This is a genomic window from Pseudoduganella sp. RAF19 (genome assembly GCF_052114165.1).
In the GTDB taxonomy this organism is placed as follows: Bacteria; Pseudomonadota; Gammaproteobacteria; order Burkholderiales; family Burkholderiaceae_D; genus Rugamonas.
Genome location: NZ_JBFREF010000013.1, coordinates 124150 through 144316 on the forward strand (window position 1 = coordinate 124150; position 20167 = coordinate 144316).

A 20167-nucleotide genomic window follows, 5' to 3' on the forward strand; every position below is an offset into this window, starting at 1 on the left:
CATGAATATTGCCACGTTGAAAGTATACGGCGACGAGACTGCGTTGGCCGATGTGCGCGACGGCTTGCCCAGCGAGCCGGAGAACGCCTGGCAGAAGGGCGAACCCGGCCCTAGCGGGCGCACGCACATCGATGCGGGCTTTTTCGTCACCATCGGCACGGACCCCAGCCCGGCGGTCGTGCTGCAACAGATCCGCGCCTACCTGGCCGAGTGCCAGGCGCGCGGCATCACCTTTGACGCCGCCAATATCGCCGCCGAACTGCGCGTGGCATACGCCGGCGGCGAAGCCCTCGACTTTTCTCTGGCCGATCTTGAGCTGCTGCTCCAGATGGGCGTCACACTCAGCATCACCAGTTGATGAACATCGTCCTGCGCGTTGTGCTGACGCTCTTTCTGGCCTTCTGCCTGATCGGGTTCGGCATGTGCGGACTGCTTGGCTTTGCCGCCTCGGCGGGGGACGCCGAACCGGGAATCATGATCCTGGCGCTGATCGGCCTCGCAATTGCGGGCGCTTGTGGCTACGCCATCTACAAGATCTGGGCCAAAAAACAGCTTGATGAAAGCGCCGGTCCTGACGCCTGATACGGCGCACATGGTCCACTTGCTGTTCGAGTGGGCTGCGCTGGCAGCCGGCGTGCAGGTTTATCGCTGGCAGCGCCGCCGCGCAGGGCAGGGCGGTATGCTGCAGCCCGGATCGTTTGCGGTGGTGATCGGCTGCATACTTGGCGCGGCCATCGGCAATAAACTCGTGTTCTGGATCGAATGGCCGCAGCTGTGGGCCGAACATGGCGCCAGCCTGCAGGCATGGGCCAGCGGACAGTCCATTGTCGGCGGTCTGCTGGGCGGCTTGATCGGCGTGGAGCTGGCCAAGAAGCTGTCCGGCATCCAGCATTCGACGGGCGATCAATTTGTGCTGCCGCTGGTCGCCGGCACGATCATCGGCCGCATCGGCTGCTTTCTCGCGGGCCTGAACGATGGCACTTATGGTGTCGCCAGCGGCCTGCCTTGGGCCATCGACTTCGGTGACGGCATCCCGCGCCATCCAACGCAAATCTACGACATGCTGTTCGCCCTGATCTGGGGCGGTGGTTTGCTGTATGCGCGTCCGTGGCTGCAGCAAAAGAGCGGTCTTGCATTCAAGTTCTATCTGGCGGGCTACCTGGCATGGCGCCTGCTGGTGGATGCCATCAAGCCCGTGCCTTATCAATATGCCGGTGGACTCAGTGGCATCCAGCTGGTGTGCGTGATTGCGCTGGCCTGCTATCTGCCGCTGCTGTTCAGACAGGCCTTGTCCAAACCAGGATATGCAGAAACAGCTTAGAACATCCGGCCGCGCTACGATGGTCGTCGTGGCACTCGCGCTCATCGGCGGCACCGGCTGCATTTCGACCATGATCCAGAACCAGCGCGGTGCCGCGGCATATCGCACAAGCTGGGATGAGAAGGTGGCAGCACTTGAGGCGAAAAGCGCGCGAGGCGATATGAATGCGCGCGTTGGATTGGCGTTGCAGCTGACCAGCAACTATGCAGGAACCAGCCAGTTTCCGCGCGGCGTGGCTTTGCTCAAGGAAGCGGTACAGGAAAATAATCCCTGGGCAGAATTCATACTCGGCCGGATCATGGTGCGCGGCGCGGGCATTGGCGGCTATGCAGAGACGAGCAAACCTTTTCGTGATGTGGAGCGCGGCTGGGAGCTGCTGCGGCGTGCGGCCAGCCAGTCCTGCCGCTATTCGATCGGACATCGCACGGAAAGTTCGACCGACGTCTTTGCCGGACTGTTCTCCGACGACCGGGTCATGATCAAACCCGCGCCGGAAGAGACGGCACTGTGGCGCGCACGTGGCGTGCTGCATTGTGGCTTTCCCTCGCCGGACGCCATGTACTGGCGCTTCACGTCGGAATCAAAAAATCCGGCAGCGCAAACCGAAGAGCTGGCGCTGCTGATGTTGCTGCCGCCGCGTTCCAGCGAGCTGGCGAAAGCGCAGTCGCTGGCCAGTGCCGACATGCTGGAGGCGGCGCGCCTGCGCTCGACGGCGTTGCGCCGTATGGTTGACGAATCGCTGGCGCGCTACTCTGCGCCCACACTGAAGGAGTGGAAATGAGCCGCAAGACCCGTCCCTATCTGTTTTACGACACCACGACCTCAGTGTGTTCGCAATGTCTGCATCCCGCCGAAGCCAAGATCATCTTCAAGGATGACAAGGTCTATATGGACAAGTGGTGCGGCGCGCACGGCACCGAGCGCGTGCTGGTCAGCGACGATGTCGAATATTACCGCCTGTGCCGCGAAGTCTTCGTCAAGCATCCCGAGATGCCGCAGCAGTTCAATACGAAGATGGCGTATGGCTGTCCGTACGACTGTGGACTGTGCCCGGACCATATGCAGCATTCCTGCCTGTCCGTGGTCGAGATCACCGACAACTGCAACCTGAATTGCCCGGTGTGCTATGCCGAAAGCGGCACGCATCGCGAGCGCCATAAGCCGCTGGAGGAGGTGATCCGCATGCTGGACGCCGTGGTGGCAAACGAAGGCGACGCCGATGTGATGCAGCTATCGGGTGGCGAACCGACGCTGCATCCTCAGTTCTGGGAAATCATGGACGCGGCCATGGCGCGGCCGATCCGCCATGTCATGGTCAACACCAACGGCATCGTGCTGGCGCAGGACAAGGACTTCGTGCGCCGCCTGGCCACGTACGCGCCGGGCGTGGAAGTCTATCTGCAGTTCGACTCGCTGCGCGCGGACGTGCACAAGGAGCTGCGTGGCGCCGACTTGCGCCGCATCCGCCAGCAGGCGCTGGAAAACCTGAATGAAGCAGGGCTGTCGACGACGCTGGTGGTCACCCTGAAAAAGGGCCTGAACGACGACGAGATCGGCGACATCATCGACTTCGCGCTGAAGCAGCCTTGCGTGCGCGGTGTAACGTTGCAGCCGATCCAGGATGCGGGCCGCGTGGAGAACTATGATCCGCGCCTGCATCGGCTGACCGTCTCAGAAATCCGCCGCAAGATCGCCGAGCAGAGCAATCTGTTCTGCTTGCAGGACGTGGTGCCGGTGCCCTGCAATCCGGACACGCTGGCCATGGCCTACGCGATCAAGACGCCGGAACGCACGGTGCCGCTGACGCGCTATCTCGATCCGCAAACGCTGGTGGAAGGCAGCGGCAACACCATCGTGTTTGAGCGCGACGAATCGTTGCGCAGCACGGTCAAGGATCAGGTGTTCAAGCTGTTCTCCACCAATCACTCGCCGGAGTCGCAGGCGAATTGTCTGTCCGAGTTGATGTGCTGTCTGCCGCTGGTCAGTGCGCCGTCCGAGCTACGCTACGACAATGTGTTCCGGGTGCTGATTGTACAGTTCATGGATGCTTACTCGCTGGATGTGCGGGCGCTGAAAAAATCCTGCATCCATTTCGCCCAGCCGGATGGGCGCCTGGTACCGTTCGAAAGCTTCAATCTGCTATACCGCGATGACCGCCGCCTTCAGGCAATCCGTGGCAGCATCGCCGGCCAGTTCGCGCAGCGCACGACGGCGCGCACGATTCCGATCGCAGCGGACTAAGCGCCTGCGAGCAGCGGTTTTTCGCGCTCGACGATTTCAACGATGGCATCGGCCACCGTGCGTACGCGCGGTGAGCGGCGCAGGTCGGGGTGCATCACCAGCCACAGTTTGCGTGTGGCAGGGCAGATGTGCTGCGGTACCGGCTGCAGGCGCGGATCGCAGCGGCCGATGAAGTGGGGCAGCAGCACCACGCCAACGCCGGCCACCGCCGCTTCCAGCAGAATGCCCAGATCATTCGAGCGAACGACGGTATTGCGCCTGCCGGTGAACTGCTCCAGCCATTGCTGCTGGGGCGAGTCGCGCAGGCTGTCGTCGTAGCCAACGAATTCCCATTCCTCTTCGGGACGCGCCAGCCATTCCGGCCGTGCGTAAAGGCCGAAATGCATATCGCCCAATGCCCGCGCCGACAGGCCTGGCGCGGTAGGACGCATCAGGCGGATCGCCAGGTCGGCTTCACGGCGGCTCAGGTTCACCTGCCGCACTTCGCCCACCAGCTCCAGCGTAATGCCCGGCCAGCGCTGGCGCAGCGGCAGCAGGCGTGGCGCGAAGAAGTAGGTTGCCAGCGTGGGCGGCGCCGAAATGCGCACGACGCCGCTCAGGGCCGAAACGCCGCTGGCGGCGCGCGCAAAGGCCTGTGCTTCCTCGTCGATGCGCAGGGCCTGGGCGGCCAGCGTTTCGCCTTCCGGCGTCAATGTCCAGCCGCGCGGCACGCGGTCGAACAGACGCACGGTCAGCGCTTGCTCCAGCATCTCCACGCGCCTTGCCACGGTCGAGTGCTCGACCTTCAGTTTGCGCGCCGCACCGGACAGGCTGCCTTCCTGCGCCAGCGCAAGGAAGTAGCGGATGTCGTCCCACTGGAAGGGAATGTCTGCCAATTTTTGCACAGATTGTGACGATATTTAGGGAATGTTCGAGTGATTATGCACGGAATAGACTGGTCTCGCTGATCAATCAACGGGAGAAGACCATGCAAGACATCGCGATCCGTATGCACACTACCGGCGGCCCCGAAGTGCTCGAAGCCGAAGCCCTGAATCTGCCCGCGCCGGCGCCGGGCGAGGTGCGCGTGCGGCACACGGCCATCGGCGTGAATTACGTCGACATTTACCAGCGCAGCGGCAAGTACGGCGCGCCCGCGCTGCCGTTCATTCCCGGCGCGGAAGCGGCTGGCGTGGTGGAAGCGCTCGGCGACGGCGTGACGGAATTTGTGCCCGGCCAGCGCGTGGCCTATTCGCGTCCGTTTGCAGGCAGCTATGCCAGCGCGGCCAATGTGCCTGCACCATTCCTGGTGCCGCTACCGGATAAGGTGCCGGACGATATCGCCGCAGTGTCGATGCTGAAAGGGATTACGGCCCACATGCTGTTCGCCCACAACCATCCTCTGCGCGCCGGCGAAACCCTGCTGGTGCACGCTGCCGCAGGTGGACTTGGCCTGTTGCTGACGCAGTGGGCCAAGGCGCTCGGCGTGCGCGTGATCGGCACGGTAGGCAGCAGGGAAAAGGCCGAGCTGGCGCTGGCCCACGGCCTGGATCACGCCATCCTGTATCACGAGGAAGACTTCGTGGCGGCCACACTGGCGCTGACGGACGGGCAGGGCGTGCATTTCGCCGTCGATGGCATCGGTGGCGACACGCTGAAACGCACGCTGCAAACGGTGCGGACTTTCGGCATGGTGGCCAGCGTAGGCGAAGTGGCAGGGGCGCCGGGCGGTATTGCCGTCTCCGACCTCGGGCCGAAGCATCCGATCTCGCTCAGCCGCCCCAGCGTGTTCAATTACATGCGCGACCCGGCGTGGTATCGCGCCGGTGCGCTGACGACGCTGGCGCATCTTGAGCGCGGCCTGAAGCTGCCGATTGGCGAGGTGCTGCCGCTGCGCGCTGCGGCGGAAGCACAACGCAAGCTGGAAAGCGGTACCACGACAGGAGCCTTGCTGCTGCGGCCTTGAGCTATACTGCCCTGATGACAAATCGATACGAAGAAGACCGATTCGCCCAGTTCAAAGGGCGTCAGGGCGCAGAGCGCACCATCCACATCTGGGAACCGGCGCAGCCGCGCGCCGTGCTGCTGGCGATACACGGAGGCATGGCGCATGCGGGCGATTACGTGACGCCTGCCTTGTGGTTCAAGCGGTACGGCATCGCCACGGTCGCATTCGACCTGTGCGGCCACGAAAAGGCGCGCCGCGTCGATATTCCGGACTTTGATATTTTTCTCGACGAGGTAGAGCTGTTCCTGCACTGGACCAAGCAGCACTATCCCGGCCTGCCCATCTTCATCATGGGCCATTCGATGGGCGCGCTGATTGCCACGCGCTTCGGCCTGGAGCGCATGGCGCGCGATGAGCAGGTGAAGGGCTTTGTACTGTCATCGCCGTATTACGTGAATGCGATCAAGGTGCCGGCGGTGCTGCAGGGGATGTCCAGCGTGCTGGCACGCTACATGCCGAGCATGAAGGTGCCGCTGGCTTCACTGACCGATGTGCTCACGCATGACAAAGCCATCACGGAGCGTCATCACCGCGATGAAGCGGACGATATTCGCGCGTCCGAATGCACGGTGCGCTTCGGCCATGCTTTGCAGCAGGCGCAGAAGGGACTGGCGGAGAAGATGCCGGCGTGGCGCTGGCAGATGTATGCCGTTGTTGCGGGGGATGACAAGCTGGCCGATGCGAAGGCCACGATGGCCATGCTGGCGACGGTGAATCCGAAGCTGGTGGAAATCAACCACCAGGCTTCGAATTATCACGAGAACTTCAATGAGGTGAACCGCGAAGAGATCTTCGCAGACATCCTCAAGTGGATGGAGGCGCGGGCTTAACCTTCAGCCAGCTTCTTCTTCAGCAGCTCGGTCAGCTGGGCCGGGTTGGCCTTGCCTTTGGAGGCCTTCATCGCCTGGCCGATCAGCGCATTGATGGCCGCTTCCTTGCCGGCGCGGTACTGCTCAACGGACTTCTCGTTGTTGGCGATGACTTCGTTGACGATGGCTTCCAGCGCGCCAGTGTCGGAAATCTGCTTCAGGCCTTTCTGGTCGATGATTACATCGACCAGGTTCGGGTCTTGCGACTTGGCTTCCCACATCGCGCCGAACACTTCCTTCGCGATCTTGTTGGAGATCGTGCCGTCAGCGATGCGCTTCAGCATGCCGGCCAGCTGCGCAGGCAGCACCGGCGCGTCCACGATCTCAACGCCTTCGCGGTTCAGGGTGGACGATACGTCGCCCATCAGCCAGTTCGCAGCAGCCTTCGCGTTCTCCTTGCCCGCAGCGGCAACCACGCCTTCGAAGTAGTTGGCCATGCCTTTGGACGCGGTCAGCACCAGGGCGTCGTACTCAGGCAGCTTGTACTCTTCGATGAAGCGGGTACGCATCACGGCCGGCAGTTCCGGCATATCGGCCTTCACGCGCTGAATCCAGTCTTCGGAAATCATCAGCGGCGGCAGATCCGGGTCGGGGAAGTAGCGGTAATCCTGCGCGTCTTCCTTGGTGCGCATGGCGCGGGTTTCCTTGCGGTCCGGATCGTACAGGCGGGTGGCTTGTACGACCTTGCCGCCGTCTTCGAGCAGCTCGATCTGGCGGCGCACTTCGACGTGCACCGCTTCCTCGATGAAGCGGAAGGAGTTCAGGTTCTTGATCTCGCAGCGGGTGCCGAATTCCTTCTGGCCTTTCGGACGCACGGACACGTTCACGTCGCAGCGGAAGGAGCCTTCCTGCATATTGCCGTCGCAGATGCCCAGCCATACCACCAGGCCGTGCAGGGCTTTGCAGTAAGCCACGGCTTCAGCAGCGGAGCGCATTTCCGGCTCGGACACGATCTCCAGCAGCGGCGTACCGGCGCGGTTCAGGTCAATGCCGGACATGCCGTGGTAGTCCTCGTGCAGCGATTTGCCTGCGTCCTCTTCCAGGTGAGCACGGGTCAGGTTCACGGTTTTGGTGACGAACTGGCCATCCTTCTCGTAGCCGAAAGTCAGCTGGCCGCCTTGTACCACCGGATCTTCGAACTGCGAAATCTGGTAGCCCTTCGGCAGATCCGGATAGAAGTAGTTCTTGCGGGCGAACTGCGACTGCGGCGCGATTTTCGCGTCCACGGCCAGGCCGAAGCGGATAGCGCGCTCGACGGCGGCCTTGTTCATGACCGGCAGCACGCCAGGCAGCGCCAGGTCAACCGGGCTGGCTTGCGTGTTCGGCTCGGCGCCGAACTGGGTCGGCGAGCCGCTGAAAATTTTGGAAACGGTCGTGAGCTGAACGTGGTTCTCAAGACCGATAACGACTTCCCATTCCATATTCTTCTCTCTTGTCTTAGATGCCCGCCGGAGCGCGCTTGTGCCAGTCGGTCGCCAGTTGGAACTGGTGGGCGATATTCAGCAGCTTCGCTTCGGCGAAGTAGTTGCCGATGATCTGCAAGCCCACTGGGCGCTTGGCGTTCTTCTCGCCTTCGCCGAAACCGGCAGGGATGGACATGCCAGGCAGACCGGCCAGGCTGGTCGACAGCGTAAAGATGTCGGCCATGTAGTTGGCGACCGGATCATCCGCTTTCGAGCCCAGGTCCCAGGCCACGGTCGGCGCCACAGGCCCCATGATCACGTCACATTGCTCGCCCAGCGCCTTCGCGAAGTCTTCGGTGATCTTGCGGCGGATCTTTTGTGCCTTCAGGTAGTACGCGTCGTAATAGCCGTGGCACAGGATGTAGGTGCCGACCATGATGCGGCGCTGCACTTCAGGACCGAAGCCTTGCGCGCGGGTCTTGCGGTACATGTCCTGCAGGTCTTTGTAGCCTTCGGCGCGGAAGCCGTAGCGCACGCCGTCGAAACGGGACAGGTTGGACGATGCTTCCGCCGGAGCCACCATGTAATAAGCAGGAATCGACAGCGCGGTATTCGGCAGCGAGATATCGACCAGGGTCGCGCCCAGTTCGACGAATTTGGCCAGCGCGGCGCGCACGGCCTTCTCCACGTCAGCCGCCAGGCCCTCGCCGAAATACTCCTTCGGCACGCCGATGCGCAGGCCGGTCAGCGGCTTGTTCAGATCGCGCGTGTAGTCTTCCGCCACGTTGCCTTGTTCAGGCGTCAGGCTGGTGGCGTCGCGCTCGTCGAAGCCGGTCATGGCGGACAGCAGCAGCGCGCAGTCTTCCGCGGTCTGCGCCATCGGGCCTGCCTGGTCCAGCGAGGAGGCGAAAGCGATCATGCCGAAGCGCGATGCGCGGCCATAGGTTGGCTTGATGCCGGTGATGCCGCAGAACGAGGCCGGCTGGCGGATCGAGCCGCCGGTGTCGGTGCCGGTCACGCCGGGCGCCAGGCGCGCAGCCACGGCCGCCGCCGAACCGCCGGACGAACCGCCTGGAATGGCTGCCTTGTCCCACGGATTCTTCACGGCGCCGAAGGCCGAGTTCTCATTGGACGAGCCCATCGCGAATTCATCGCAATTCAGCTTGCCCAGGGTGACCATGCCGGCAGCCTTCATCTTTTCAACGACCGTCGCGTTGAACGGGCTCACATAGTTGGCCAGCATTTTGGAGCCGGCGGTGGAACGCCAGTCCTGGGTCACGAAAATATCCTTGTGCGCGATCGGCACGCCGGTCAGCGGCGTGGCGGTGCCGGCAGCGATGCGGCGGTCGGCTTCTTCCGCTTGCGCGATGGTCAGCGCGCGGTCGACGTGCAGGAAGGCATTCAGGTCGCTTTTCTCGATGCGGTCGAGGAAGTGGTTCGCCAGCTGGACTGCGGTGACTTCCTTCTTCTGCAGCAGATCGGACAGCTCTTTAATAGTCTTGGTATGCATGGTTCGTTCTTCTGGAAAACCCGAGGCGGGGAGCTGGTGGCTGCCACGCCGTGGCAGCCACCTGTTTTACGCCTCTGGTTCTGTTAGTCGATCACTTTCGGCACCAGGTACAGGCCGTCTTCGGTCTTCGGCGCCACTTTCTGGTAATCGTCGCGGCGATTTGGCTCGGTCGGCGCGTCTTCGCGCAGGCGCAGGGCAACCTGCATGTGAGCGGCCAGCGGATGGCTCAGCGGCGCGACGCCGTCGGTGTCCACGGCTTGCATTTCTTCAGCCAGGGCGAAAATGCCGTTCAGCTTGTCCAGCATCGCAGCGGACTGTTCCTCGCCCATTTCCAGCTGTGCCAGATTGGCAATTCGTTTTACGTCGGATAGTGTCAGGGACATGGCTGTGCGGCGGGCGAACCCGCGTATTTGATTGTCGTATTGATAATTTACTTATTCATTCGCCGATCAACTCGTATTTAGCTGCCAACACCGTTTATTTCAACGGTTGCAGGCACGCACAATAGAGTGGATTTAGGGCAAATATCCTGCAAATTATAAGGTACAATCGCGGGTTAATGCGCTGCTGGAGCTGAATACTCGCCCGGCCGCATTCGTACCGGATACTTTAAATAACGAATTAATGCGCGACCTCGCGCCACAGGACACTCATGTTTGGTTTTTTACGTCGCTATATCTCGTCTGACCTGGCCATTGACCTGGGTACGGCGAACACCCTGATTTATGTACGCGGTTCCGGCATTGTGCTGGATGAACCGTCCGTCGTTGCGATCCGCCAGGAAGGCGGCCCGAACGGCAAGAAAACCATCCAGGCGGTTGGTAAGGAAGCAAAGCAGATGCTGGGCAAGGTGCCCGGCAATATCGAAGCCATCCGTCCGATGAAAGACGGCGTGATCGCCGACTTCACCGTCACCGAGCAGATGCTGAAGCAGTTCATCCGCATGGTGCACGACTCCAAATTCTTCCGCCCATCGCCACGCATCATCATTTGCGTACCTTGCGGCTCCACCCAGGTTGAGCGCCGTGCGATTCGTGAATCCGCACTGGGCGCCGGTGCTTCCCAGGTCTACCTGATCGAAGAACCGATGGCAGCGGCAATCGGCGCCGGCTTGCCGGTGTCCGACGCAACCGGCTCGATGGTGGTCGACATCGGTGGCGGTACCACCGAAGTGGGCATCATTTCCCTGGGCGGCATGGTCTACAAAGGCTCGGTGCGCGTGGGCGGCGACAAGTTCGATGAAGCCATCGTCAACTACATCCGCCGTAACTACGGCATGCTGATCGGCGAGCAGACCGCCGAAGCCATCAAGAAAGCCATCGGCTCCGCCTTCCCGGGTTCCGAAGTCAAGGAAATGGAAGTCAAGGGCCGCAACCTGTCCGAAGGTATTCCGCGTTCCTTCACCATCTCGTCCAACGAGATCCTGGAAGCGCTGACCGACCCGCTGAACAACATCGTCTCCGCCGTGAAGAACGCGCTGGAACAGACCCCGCCTGAACTGGGCGCCGACATCGCCGAAAAAGGCATGATGCTGACCGGCGGCGGCGCGCTGCTGCGCGATCTGGACCGCCTGCTGATGGAAGAGACGGGCCTGCCGGTGCTGGTGGCGGAAGATCCGCTGACCTGCGTGGTGCGAGGGTCCGGCATGGCGCTGGAGCGCATGGACCAGCTGGGGTCCATCTTCTCCTACGAGTAAGGACCGAAAGGGCGGCACTAGCCGCCCTTCTTAATTGGAAGACATGGAATACAGCCCACCGCCACTGTTCAAACAAGGCGCGTCCGCCCGTTTCAAAATGATGGTGTTCGCCGCCATCTCGATTGCGCTGCTCTTTGCAGATTCGCGCATGGATGCTTTGTCGGCTGTTCGCAAGGGAGTCGGTTTCGTGCTGTATCCGCTACAGCAGGCCGCCCTGTTGCCGCGCGACGCCGTGAATGGCGTGGGAAGCTACTTCTCCACGCTGTCGTCGCTGCAGAAACAGGTGAATGACCTCAAGCAGCAGCAGATTGCGTCCTCGATGCAGATGCAGCAGGCGCAGCTCTACCAGGCCGAGAACAACCAGCTGCGCAAGCTGCTGGACGCCAAAGAGCGCGTTCCCGGCAAGAGCATGCTGGCCGAGATCCTGTACGACGCGCGCGACGTCTTTACCCGCAAAGTCATCCTGAACCGCGGCACGCAGCAAGGCGTGCAGCTTGGCCTGCCCGTCATCGATAACCAGGGCGTGGTAGGGCAGGTGACGCGCGTGTTCCCCTTCACCTCCGAAGTCACGCTGCTGACCGATAAGGAGCAGGCGATTCCTGTGCAGGTGCTGCGTAGCGGCCTGCGCTCAGTGGCCTATGGCCGTGGCCAGTCCGGCACGCTGGACCTGCGCTTCATGGCGCCCAATGCGGATGTGCAGGTGGGCGATATCCTGATCACCTCCGGCATCGACGGCGTGTATCCGGCCGGCCTGGCTGTGGCACGTGTGACACAGGTGGAGAATTCCTCCGGCGCCTTTGGCCGCGTCGTGTGCCAGCCGCTGGCAGGCATCGAGCGCAATACGCAGCTGTTGATTCTGACGTCCGTGCCGGAGATTCCGCCACGTCCCCCGGAAGAGGAAGTGGTCAAGCCATCCAAGAAGAAGAAAGACGCTAAGGATGCGGCGCAGCCGGCGGCAACGCCGGCAGCTCCCGCGGCGGCTCCGGCCGGCGGCGCTCCTGCTGCCGCTACATCGGGCGCGGCGCCAACCGCCGGCGCTGCGGCTGCCGCTGCACCTGGCGTAGTGCCAGGCGCCGGAGCCCCCGCTGCACAGGCGCCGCGTGCCGCCACCGCTGGCATGACGCCGACCCTGAGCACACCGCCTGCCGCTGCGCCGCGCGCTGCCGCACCGGCGCCTGCTGCTACTGCTCCGGCTCCTGCGAAAAAGGAACCTGCACGATGAACCGTCCACAATACATCCTGCTGCCCGTCAGCCCGCTGTTCATCGCATTCAGCCTGCTCTGCGCGGTCTTGTTGAATATGCTGCCCTGGGGCCGTATGGTTGGCGTACCGGATTTCGTAGCGCTGGTGCTGGTGTTCTGGGGTATCCATCAGCCGCGCAAGGTCGGCATCGGCACTGCCTTCTTCCTCGGCCTGCTGATGGACGTGCACGACGCCACCCTGCTGGGCGAGAACGCGCTGGCCTACACGCTGCTGTCCTACTTCGCCATCATGATGCACCGCCGTGTGCTGTGGTTCCGCGTCTGGACCCAGGCCATGCATGTGCTGCCCCTGCTGATTCTGGCGCAAGGCGTGCAGCTGCTGGTGCGCTTCATCGTGTCGAGCAAATTCCCGGGCTGGTTCTTCTTCCTGGAGAGTATTGTGGCTGCGCTGCTGTGGCCCGTGGTGACGATGTTCCTGCTGGCGCCGCAACGCCGCGCCGTGGATAAAGACCACACCCGTCCGATCTGAGCATGACCGAGTTTAAAAACACAGAACGCGACCTTCATCGCTTCCGCGTTCGCCTGTCGGCGATCGGCGGGCTGGTGTTCCTTTGCTTCATGGCGCTGCTGGCGCGCTTCATCTGGCTGCAGGTGATCAAGCACAGCGACTACGCCGCGCAGGCGGAAGACAACCGTATCGCCGTGGTGCCCATCGTGCCGAACCGCGGCCTGATCCTGGACCGCAAAGGGGTGGTCCTGGCCCGCAACTACTCCGCCTTCACGCTGGAGATCACGCCATCCAAGCTGCGCATTCCGCTGGAAGACATGATCGACGAGCTGGCGAAAGTGGTGGAAGTCACGCACAAGGACCGCCGCCGCTTCAAGAAGCTGATGGAGGAATCGAAGCACTTCACCAGCGTGCCGCTGCGTACCCGCCTGACGGATGAAGAAGTGGCGCGCTTTACCGCCAACCGCTTCCGCTATCCCGGCGTGGAGGTCCAGGCGCGCCTGTTCCGACAATACCCGCTGGGTGAAACCGCCTCGCACGTGATCGGCTACATCGGCCGTATCAACCAGGCCGAAGCCAAGGCGCTGGAAGGCACGGAAGACGCAGCGAATTACAACGGCACCGAGCATATCGGCAAGGAAGGCCTGGAAAAGAGCTACGAAAAAGAGCTGCATGGCCAGACCGGCTACGAAGAAGTGGAAGTGACGGCCTGGGGCCGCGCTATCCGCACGCTTTCGCGCACGCCGGCGGTGCCGGGCAATAACCTGATCCTGTCGGTCGATATTGAGTTGCAGAAGGTGGCGGAAGAGGCCTTCGGCGAATGGCGCGGTGCGCTGGTTGCCATCGAACCTGAAACCGGCGACGTGCTGGCGTATGTGTCCCGCCCCGGCTACGACCCGAATCTCTTCGTGGACGGCATCGATGCGCAAAGCTGGGCGGACCTGAATAACTCGCTGGACAAGCCGATGGTGAACCGTCCGCTGTCCGGTACCTACGCGCCAGGTTCGACCTTCAAGCCTTTCATGGCGCTGGCCGCGCTGGAGCTGGGCAAGCGTACGCCGAGTTCGGCGATTGCCGATCCGGGCTTCTTCTATCTCGGAGCCCACAAGTTCCGCGACGACGTGGTGGGTGGCCACGGCACGGTGGATCTGCGCAAGTCCATCGTTGTGTCCTGCAACACCTACTACTACATCCTGGGCCGCGACATGGGGATCGACGCGATCCACGATTTCATGGCGCCTTTCGGCTTCGGCCGGCCAACCGGCATCGACCTGGAAAACGAGAAGGCCGGCGTGCTGCCTTCGCAGGAGTGGAAGCGTCAGCGCTTCAAGAAAAATCCGGCGGCAGGCAAGTGGGTGGGCGGCGATACGATCTCGGTGTCCAACGGCTCCGGCTACAACGCGTATACCCCGCTGCAGATTGCACACGCGGTTGCGAACCTGGCCAATAACGGTGTGGTGATGAAGCCGCACCTGGTGAAAATCGTCGAAGATCCGGTCACCCGTGCGCGCAAGCTCACCGTGCCGAAAGAAAGCTACCGCATCCCGCTGAAGCAGCAGAACATCGACTTCGTGAAAGACGCCATGGTCGGCGTGACCAGCGAGCCGGGCGGCACCGCCTTCCGCGCCTTCACCAACGCGGGCTACACGGTAGGCGGCAAGACCGGTACGGCGCAGGTGGTGGCGATCAAGGCCAATGAGAAGTACAACGCGGCGCGCCTGGATGAGCGTCTGCGCGATAATGCCTGGTTCACGGCCTTTGCTCCGGCCGATAAGCCCAAGATCGTGCTGGCCATGATCGTGGAAAACGCGGGCTTCGGCGGCCAGGTCGCTGCGCCGATCGCACGCAAAGTGCTGGACTACTGGCTGCTGGGCAAACGCTCGACCGAGAAAGACACCACGCCGGTGCCGAAGGAAGACGCAGTTACCGTGCCGGTCGAATCGCTGCCGGCCGAAGACGTGGAAGCCGCCGCTGCTGCCGCTGAAAAGCGCCAGAATCCGGCAGGCCAGATCCCGGCGCCGCAATCGCCATCGCCTGCGCCGGAGAGCAAGGACCAGCAGAAACCAACGACGGCCCCGCCGCCGCGCAAGAAGGAATAAGGAGGCGCCATGCCGATCAATGAAAGACGCTCGCTGTGGCGCCGCATGCGTCCCTACCTGACCGTGTTCGATGGTCCTCTGACCCTCATTCTGGCGTTCCTGCTCGGGACCAGCCTGGTGACGCTGTATTCCGCCTCCATCGGTATTCCTGGCAAGATCGAAGACCATCTGCGCAATATCTTCATGGCCTTCCTGGTGATGTGGTTCGTGGCGAACATCTCGCCGCAGAACATGATGCGCATTGCCTTGCCGGCCTACTTGTTTACCCTGTTGCTGCTGCTGGCGGTTGCCGTGGCGGGCACGGTGAAGCTGGGCGCGCGGCGCTGGCTGGTGCTCGGGCCGATGCAGATCCAGCCCTCCGAATTCGCCAAGATTGCCGTGCCGCTGATGCTGGCCTGGTTCTTCCAGCAACGCCAGGGACATCTGCGCTGGCACGCCTATGCCGTTGCGGCGGCGCTGCTGCTGATTCCCGTTGCGCTGATCGCCAAACAGCCGGACCTCGGTACTGCACTGCTGGTGGTGGGCTCCGGTTTCGCCGTGATCTTCCTCGCGGGTCTGGCATGGAAGGCGCTGCTGGCGCTGTTCGTCATGGGCGCGGCCAGCCTGCCGGTAGCCTGGTCGATGATGCACGACTACCAGCGCGAGCGCATCATGACGTTGATCGATCCGACTTCCGACCCGCTGGGCAAGGGCTTCCACATCATCCAGTCCACCATTGCGGTTGGTTCCGGCGGCATCTTCGGCAAGGGCTGGACCAACGGCACGCAAGCCCACCTGGAATTCATCCCCGAACGCACCACGGACTTCATCTTCGCCGTCTATTCCGAAGAATTCGGCCTGGTCGGCAATATGTTCCTGATGTTCCTCTATCTGCTGCTGATTGGCCGCGGGCTGATGATCGCCAATGGCGCACCGAATTTCTTCACGCGTCTCCTGGCCGGCGCCATCACCATGATCTTCTTCACCTACGCCTTTGTGAACATGGGCATGGTGAGCGGCATTTTGCCGGTGGTGGGTGTGCCGCTGCCGTTCATGAGCTACGGCGGCACCGCGCTGCTGACGCTGGGGCTGGGTTCCGGCATCCTGATGAGCATTCAGCGCCACCGTAAGCTGGTGCAGACATGAAGCGCATTTACGCTTGTTCGCCGCTGTTGCTAGCGCTGCTGCTGGCGGCGTGTGGCACCACGCCGACAACGACCACGACGCCGCGCATTCCGCCGCCAGCCAAGTCTTCCATCCGCGAACCGGGCATGCCGGTGCTGCCGCCTGCCAATTCGGGCCGTGGCGGCTACTACCTCGATGATGGTCCCGGCGAGAATCCTCCTCCTGGCCTGATGGATGTACCGGACGCCGAAGTGCGCCTCGATCCGCTGCTGCCGCGATCGAACAAACCTTACACCGTGTTCGGCAAGACGTACACCCCAACGCCGATGGATCAGCCTTACACCGTGCGCGGTCTGGGCACCTGGTATGGCAAGAAGTTCCACGGACAGCGCACCTCGTCCGGCGAAATCTACGATATGTACAAGATGACGGCGGCGCACCCCACGCTGCCGATTCCGTCCTATGCACGCGTGACGAATATGAGCAACGGCAAGACCGTTGTGGTGCGCATCAATGACCGCGGGCCTTTCCATTCCACGCGCGTGATCGACGTGTCTTTCACCGCTGCGCTGAAACTGGGCCTGCTGGCGAATGGCAGCAGCGAGCTGGAAGTAGTGCACTTGCTGCCGTCGGATATTGAACAGATCATTGCGGCGCGCAAGAGCGGCAGCGCATCGCCCGTCACGAGCACCGGCGCCGCGGCGCCTGCCGACTCGGCCCCGGCCACGACATCGGCATCGTCGCGTGCCGTGCCATTGCCGAAGGCTGCGCCCATGCTGGCTTCCGGCGGCGCTCCTGCCGATGTGGAGGCAATGATGCTCGGCGGCGGCAATGGCGTCGCGCCGGACAGCGCCAACGTGCAGCGCACCGGTGGCACGGCGGCGGCGGCCTTGGACAGCGGTTTCTATCTCCAGCTGGGTGCCTACACGCGCGCTGAAGCCGCGGACGCAATGCGCGACAAGCTGTCTGCGGCAGACGCGGAAGACAATTTCACGGTCGTGCAGGCAGGCTCGGTGTACCGGCTGTATGGCGGCCCGCATGCCACGCGCAAGGACGCTCAGGATGCGGTCAAGCGCATCCCATCGGCGTTGCGACTGAAGCCGATCATCATCCAGCGCTAGCCGGCTAGCCGGCTAGCCGGTTACTTGCTGCAGGCGCGGGTTTCCTGATCGGGGAACTTGGCGGCGATCTTTTCCAGGCGCGACTTGGTGTCGGCGCTGATATCGCGGAATTGATAGAACAGCTGCTTGCTGCCCGTGTAGCGCGGCGCGACTTTGGCGCTGTGCACGCCTTGCTTCACCAGCGCTGCGAGCTGCGCTTCTGCGGCCGCTTCAGTGCGGAACACACCCAGCGAAATACCCCAGCGCAGCGGCGAGCTTTCGTTCAGGATGAAGTAATTGGTCACCCCCAGGCCGCGCAGTTCAGCGGCTTTCTTGTCGGCGGCTTCCTTGCTGCCTTGCGGCGGAATGTGGACGATGTAGCTGCTGATTTCCTGGCCCGGCAGATTCTTGCGCACCTGGCGGTCGCCCAGTTCCAGCGGACCCACACGCTCTTCAAAGCGGCGCGCATCGGCGAGCTGGAAATTGCCGACTTCCAGGCAGCCGGTTGCTGCCGGTTCGTCGCGCGGCACTGGTGGAGGCGGCGCGGCGGCTGCCACCGCGGCATTGGCTTCGTCGGCGCTGATGACGTGCAGCTTGTCCGAGTTCAGTTGATTCTTCAGGCGTGCCGGTTCGTGCTCGTTGCCGCTGAAATGGCCGAGATAGCCCCTGCCGTAAGCGAAAAGGGCGGCGTTCGCAGCGAGCAGCAGGAAGAAGATCAGTTTCAGCACGGTCTTTCCTTGTTCAGCACGGCCTGCAGGCCGATCAGCACAATATTCTCCACATGGCGATGCGGCACCGGTACCGCTGGCGACACATAAGGTGCAGCGCCGCCGGAAATAATACATTCTACGGCCTGGTGCAGCTCATATGCACGTTCGATGGCGCCTGCCTGCGCAGCCAGGCAGCCGGTCAGGATGGCGTCGCCGGTGTTGTCGGCAAAGCCTTCAGGCAGCCTGGCGCCTGGTGCGATTTGCGGCAGCTGAGCGGTGTTCTTTGCCAGCGAACTGGCCATCAGTCCCAGGCCGGGCAGGATCATGCCGCCCAGGAAGGTGCCGTCTGGCGTGATCGCATCGATGGTCGTGGCGGTACCGCAGTTGGCGACCACGATGGCTTTGCCGGGACACAGCGCATGCGCGGCGATCGCTGCGGCGAAGCGGTCGCAGCCCAGTTGCAGCGGATTGCGGTAGGCATTGCGCACGCCGGCGCGGCTTGGCACGGAAGCGAACCATTCGATGGCGTCCGGCGCGATGGCCAGCGACGGATCGGCCAGCGCGGCAGTCAGCAAGTCGCGCACGGCTTGTCCTGCCACGTTCGCGATCAGCACACGCGCGATGCGCGCACCAGCCGACGCGGCGATGGATGCTGCAATGCTTGTGGCGAGACGGGGCGCGGCGGTGTCGGCGGTGGTGCGGAGGTCGGTGTGGAATTCGGCGCCGAAGGCGAGCCAGGTGCCGAGAGGCGCGCTGGACGCGGCCGCATCGTCGGCGGCGAGCGCCCATTTGATGCGGGTATTGCCAGCGTCGATCAGCAATGCGCTCATGATGCGAGCCTCAGCGATACATCACCGGACAGCACGGCCACGCGGCCGGCCGGCGTATCGAGCAGCAGGCGGCCATGTTCGTCCACACCGGCGGCCAGGCCTTGCTGTTGTATGGCGCCCTGGTCGAGGATATTCACGGTCTGCCCGCGCCAGGCTTGCAGTGCATTCCAGCGCTCGGCAAAAGCCGCGAAGCCGACGTCGTCGAATTCGGACAGCACGGCGGCGAGGCGGCTGAGCAGCTGCGCCATTAAGGGGTTGCGGTCCATGCGCGCCAGCCAGGGCGCGGACGAGATGTCGTTGCGGCCGATGGCCGCTTCCAATTCGTCCGGCATCAACAGGTTCATGCCGCAGCCGATCACCGCCCATACCGTGCCATCCGGTGCGGATTGGGTTTCAACGAGAATACCGGCCAGCTTGGCGCCATCCTTCAGCACATCGTTCGGCCATTTCAATTGCACAGGCACGCCGAGCTGCGCCAGCGTTTCAGCGATGGCGACGCCGACCGCCAATGGCAGGCCGACCAGGCGTTGCAAAGGTGAGCGGAATGGCCAGGCCAGCGAAAAGGTCAGCGAGGCGCCGGCGGCGGATAGCCACGGACGTCCCGCGCGGCCACGACCGGCGGTTTGCTCCTCGGCGATACGCAGGACCGGAGCGCGCAACGGCGCGCCGGATGGGCCGCCGTTGGGCCCGGCACCGGGCACGCGCGCGAGCAAGTCGGCATTGGTGGAACCGGTCGTCGCGACGGCTTCAATGACCACATGGCTGGCGCTGGTCGCCAGATGCTGCGCGATAGCGTCAGCGGAAACAGGAGTAGCGTTCATATCTTGCGCGCCTTGTGCGGCGCCTTGGCAAATGCCAGGTCATACAGGAAATTGGGCAGCATGCGCAGCACTCTGGCGATCATGCCCGCTTGCCACGGGATCACGCGATAGCTCGCCCCACGTTCGATAGTGCGCGCCGCAGCGGCGGCGAAAGCCTCTGGCGCCATCAGGAAAGGCATGGCGTAGGCATTCCCTTGCGTCATCGGCGTGTCGACATAGCCGGGCGCAATCGTCACCACGCGAATGTTCGAACTGCGCAGCTCAACGCGCAGCGACTCGCAATAAATCTTCACCGCCGCCTTGGATGCGCTGTAGCCACCGCCACCCGGCAGTCCGCGTACGCCAGCCACGCTGGAAATGCCGACCAGCCGCGCCGGCGTACCTTGCGCGCGCATTGGCGCTACAAACGGCGAGAACGTCGCGACAGTCGCCGTGACATTGGTCGCAATGATGGATTCGAACACCGGTAAATCCTCCGGCAGCTCGGTGATCGTGCCATGCGAAATGCCGGCATTGGCAATCACCACGTCGCAGCCGCCTGCGTAAGCCAGGAATTCTTCGGCAGCGCGGCGCACGGCCGCGTGGTCGGTCACATCCGCGACATAAGCGCGGTGACGTTCGGGAGAGGGGAGGGATGCGATCAGCGCCTGCAGCGCCTCGCCGCGGCGCGCCAGCAGGCCGAGCGTGGCGCCTTGCCGCGCGTATTCCGCGGCCATTGCGGCGCCCAATCCGCTCGATGCGCCAGTGATGAAGACGCGCTTCAAGG

Annotated in this window: 21 protein-coding genes; 13 read left to right on the forward strand and 8 right to left on the reverse strand. The window is 63.1% G+C overall.

The window, feature by feature from the left end; translation table 11 throughout:
• Position 1 precedes the first annotated feature (1 nt).
• From AB4Z19_RS28215 to AB4Z19_RS28235, 5 genes are read left to right on the forward strand one after another with little or no spacing between them, the layout of a single operon-like run.
• Positions 2 to 358, forward strand: coding sequence for a hypothetical protein (locus tag AB4Z19_RS28215; RefSeq protein ID WP_442022427.1), 357 nt, complete (start codon positions 2 to 4; stop codon positions 356 to 358).
• Positions 358 to 582 (forward strand): hypothetical protein, encoded by a 225-nt coding sequence (locus AB4Z19_RS28220; RefSeq protein ID WP_442022429.1) that lies wholly within the window; start codon positions 358 to 360, stop codon positions 580 to 582. The genes AB4Z19_RS28215 and AB4Z19_RS28220 overlap by 1 nt, the downstream gene beginning before the upstream one ends.
• Entirely contained in the window at positions 557 to 1321 is a 765-nt protein-coding gene (locus AB4Z19_RS28225) for a prolipoprotein diacylglyceryl transferase (protein WP_442036827.1), read from the forward strand. Before AB4Z19_RS28220 ends, AB4Z19_RS28225 begins: the two co-directional genes overlap by 26 nt.
• 28 nt (positions 1322 to 1349) lie before the next feature.
• Entirely contained in the window at positions 1350 to 2102 is a 753-nt protein-coding gene (locus AB4Z19_RS28230; protein WP_442022433.1) for a hypothetical protein, read from the forward strand.
• On the forward strand, positions 2099 to 3562 hold the full coding sequence (locus AB4Z19_RS28235; protein ID WP_442022435.1) for a radical SAM protein: 1464 nt from the start codon (positions 2099 to 2101) through the stop codon (positions 3560 to 3562). The genes AB4Z19_RS28230 and AB4Z19_RS28235 overlap by 4 nt, the downstream gene beginning before the upstream one ends.
• Here the strand turns inward: AB4Z19_RS28235 and AB4Z19_RS28240 are convergent.
• Positions 3559 to 4437, reverse strand: coding sequence for a LysR family transcriptional regulator (locus tag AB4Z19_RS28240; RefSeq protein ID WP_442022437.1), 879 nt, complete (start codon positions 4435 to 4437; stop codon positions 3559 to 3561). The two genes, AB4Z19_RS28235 and AB4Z19_RS28240, sit on opposite strands and share 4 nt — an antisense overlap.
• A 92-nt stretch (positions 4438 to 4529) precedes the next feature.
• Between AB4Z19_RS28240 and AB4Z19_RS28245 the strand changes: the two genes are divergently transcribed.
• Both AB4Z19_RS28245 and AB4Z19_RS28250 read left to right on the forward strand, forming a co-directional pair.
• On the forward strand, positions 4530 to 5507 hold the full coding sequence (locus AB4Z19_RS28245; protein ID WP_442022439.1) for a quinone oxidoreductase family protein: 978 nt from the start codon (positions 4530 to 4532) through the stop codon (positions 5505 to 5507).
• 14 nt (positions 5508 to 5521) lie between these two features.
• On the forward strand, positions 5522 to 6379 hold the full coding sequence (locus AB4Z19_RS28250) for an alpha/beta fold hydrolase (RefSeq protein ID WP_442022441.1): 858 nt from the start codon (positions 5522 to 5524) through the stop codon (positions 6377 to 6379).
• On the opposite strand, the gene gatB is transcribed toward AB4Z19_RS28250, so the two are convergent.
• The 3 genes from gatB to gatC all read right to left on the reverse strand — a co-directional run bounded on the left by gatB (position 6376) and on the right by gatC (position 9714).
• Positions 6376 to 7839, reverse strand: coding sequence for an Asp-tRNA(Asn)/Glu-tRNA(Gln) amidotransferase subunit GatB (gene gatB, locus AB4Z19_RS28255; RefSeq protein ID WP_442036829.1), 1464 nt, complete (start codon positions 7837 to 7839; stop codon positions 6376 to 6378). The genes AB4Z19_RS28250 and gatB overlap by 4 nt on opposite strands.
• Positions 7840 to 7855: 16 nt before the next feature.
• Positions 7856 to 9331 (reverse strand): Asp-tRNA(Asn)/Glu-tRNA(Gln) amidotransferase subunit GatA, encoded by a 1476-nt coding sequence (gene gatA, locus AB4Z19_RS28260; RefSeq protein ID WP_442036831.1) that lies wholly within the window; start codon positions 9329 to 9331, stop codon positions 7856 to 7858.
• Between the two features lie 83 nt (positions 9332 to 9414).
• A complete protein-coding gene (gatC, locus tag AB4Z19_RS28265) occupies positions 9415 to 9714 on the reverse strand; it encodes an Asp-tRNA(Asn)/Glu-tRNA(Gln) amidotransferase subunit GatC (protein WP_442022445.1) in 300 nt (99 codons plus the stop codon).
• Positions 9715 to 9983: 269 nt separating this feature from the next.
• On the opposite strand from gatC, the gene AB4Z19_RS28270 reads away from it, so the two are divergent.
• Genes AB4Z19_RS28270 through AB4Z19_RS28295 form a run of 6 tightly spaced genes read left to right on the forward strand, consistent with a single transcriptional unit; the run spans position 9984 to position 17061 of the window.
• Complete coding sequence (locus tag AB4Z19_RS28270) at positions 9984 to 11027, forward strand: rod shape-determining protein (RefSeq protein ID WP_050409489.1); 1044 nt, start codon at positions 9984 to 9986, stop codon at positions 11025 to 11027.
• Between the two features lie 43 nt (positions 11028 to 11070).
• The gene (gene mreC, locus AB4Z19_RS28275; RefSeq protein ID WP_442036834.1) at positions 11071 to 12249 is read left to right on the forward strand and encodes a rod shape-determining protein MreC; all 1179 of its coding nucleotides are present in this window, start codon (positions 11071 to 11073) and stop codon (positions 12247 to 12249) included.
• Positions 12246 to 12758, forward strand: a complete 513-nt coding sequence (gene mreD / locus AB4Z19_RS28280; RefSeq protein WP_442028764.1) for a rod shape-determining protein MreD — start codon at positions 12246 to 12248, stop codon at positions 12756 to 12758. The genes mreC and mreD overlap by 4 nt, the downstream gene beginning before the upstream one ends.
• A gap of 2 nt (positions 12759 to 12760) precedes the next feature.
• Positions 12761 to 14836, forward strand: a complete 2076-nt coding sequence (gene mrdA, locus AB4Z19_RS28285) for a penicillin-binding protein 2 (RefSeq protein WP_442036836.1) — start codon at positions 12761 to 12763, stop codon at positions 14834 to 14836.
• A 9-nt stretch (positions 14837 to 14845) separates the two neighbouring features.
• A complete protein-coding gene (gene rodA, locus AB4Z19_RS28290) occupies positions 14846 to 15961 on the forward strand; it encodes a rod shape-determining protein RodA (RefSeq protein ID WP_442036838.1) in 1116 nt (371 codons plus the stop codon).
• On the forward strand, positions 15958 to 17061 hold the full coding sequence (locus AB4Z19_RS28295) for a septal ring lytic transglycosylase RlpA family protein (protein WP_442028573.1): 1104 nt from the start codon (positions 15958 to 15960) through the stop codon (positions 17059 to 17061). Before rodA ends, AB4Z19_RS28295 begins: the two co-directional genes overlap by 4 nt.
• Before the next feature lie 20 nt (positions 17062 to 17081).
• On the opposite strand, the gene AB4Z19_RS28300 is transcribed toward AB4Z19_RS28295, so the two are convergent.
• From AB4Z19_RS28300 to AB4Z19_RS28315, 4 genes are read right to left on the reverse strand one after another with little or no spacing between them, the layout of a single operon-like run.
• Complete coding sequence (locus tag AB4Z19_RS28300; RefSeq protein ID WP_442028574.1) at positions 17082 to 17768, reverse strand: SPOR domain-containing protein; 687 nt, start codon at positions 17766 to 17768, stop codon at positions 17082 to 17084.
• Positions 17762 to 18580: a type III pantothenate kinase gene (locus tag AB4Z19_RS28305; RefSeq protein ID WP_442028575.1), complete on the reverse strand. Its 819-nt coding sequence runs from the start codon at positions 18578 to 18580 to the stop codon at positions 17762 to 17764. The genes AB4Z19_RS28300 and AB4Z19_RS28305 overlap by 7 nt, the downstream gene beginning before the upstream one ends.
• Positions 18577 to 19401 (reverse strand): biotin--[acetyl-CoA-carboxylase] ligase, encoded by an 825-nt coding sequence (locus AB4Z19_RS28310; protein ID WP_442028577.1) that lies wholly within the window; start codon positions 19399 to 19401, stop codon positions 18577 to 18579. Before AB4Z19_RS28310 ends, AB4Z19_RS28305 begins: the two co-directional genes overlap by 4 nt.
• Positions 19398 to 20165, reverse strand: coding sequence for an SDR family oxidoreductase (locus tag AB4Z19_RS28315; protein WP_442036840.1), 768 nt, complete (start codon positions 20163 to 20165; stop codon positions 19398 to 19400). The genes AB4Z19_RS28310 and AB4Z19_RS28315 overlap by 4 nt, the downstream gene beginning before the upstream one ends.
• Positions 20166 to 20167: the final 2 nt, after the last annotated feature.